The organism is Bradyrhizobium sp. TM233, assembly GCF_036247965.1.
GTDB lineage: Bacteria > Pseudomonadota > Alphaproteobacteria > Rhizobiales > Xanthobacteraceae > Bradyrhizobium > Bradyrhizobium ottawaense.
The window spans coordinates 1-269 of sequence record NZ_BTIG01000147.1 but is presented as its reverse complement, the minus strand read 5'-3'; the positions used below and the strand labels follow the sequence as shown (position 1 = coordinate 269).

At 63.2% G+C, this 269-nt stretch carries 1 protein-coding gene; it reads left to right on the top strand.

Translation table 11 applies throughout. The annotated features are described in order from the left end of the window. On the top strand, positions 1-269 hold a 269-nt coding region (locus tag AABA86_RS34085), incomplete at both ends, for an ABC transporter substrate-binding protein (protein WP_338309863.1).

Genomic DNA, 269 nt, shown 5'->3' with positions numbered 1-269 from the left:
GAGGTCGACGGCGAGCGTTCGTCGATGAAGACCAAGCATCCGCTGTTCTCGGACCCTGTCGTGCGCAAGGCGCTGTCCCTGCTGGTCGACCGCGAGTCCGTCAAGAAGGCGATCTACGGCCGCGCCGGCCGCACCACCTCCAACTTCCTCAACGGCCCGGAGAAGTTTGTTTCCAAGAACACATCCTGGGAATTCAACATCGAGAAGGCCGCCAAGATGCTCGACGACGCCGGCTGGAAGCCCGGTGCCGACGGCATCCGCGAGAAGGA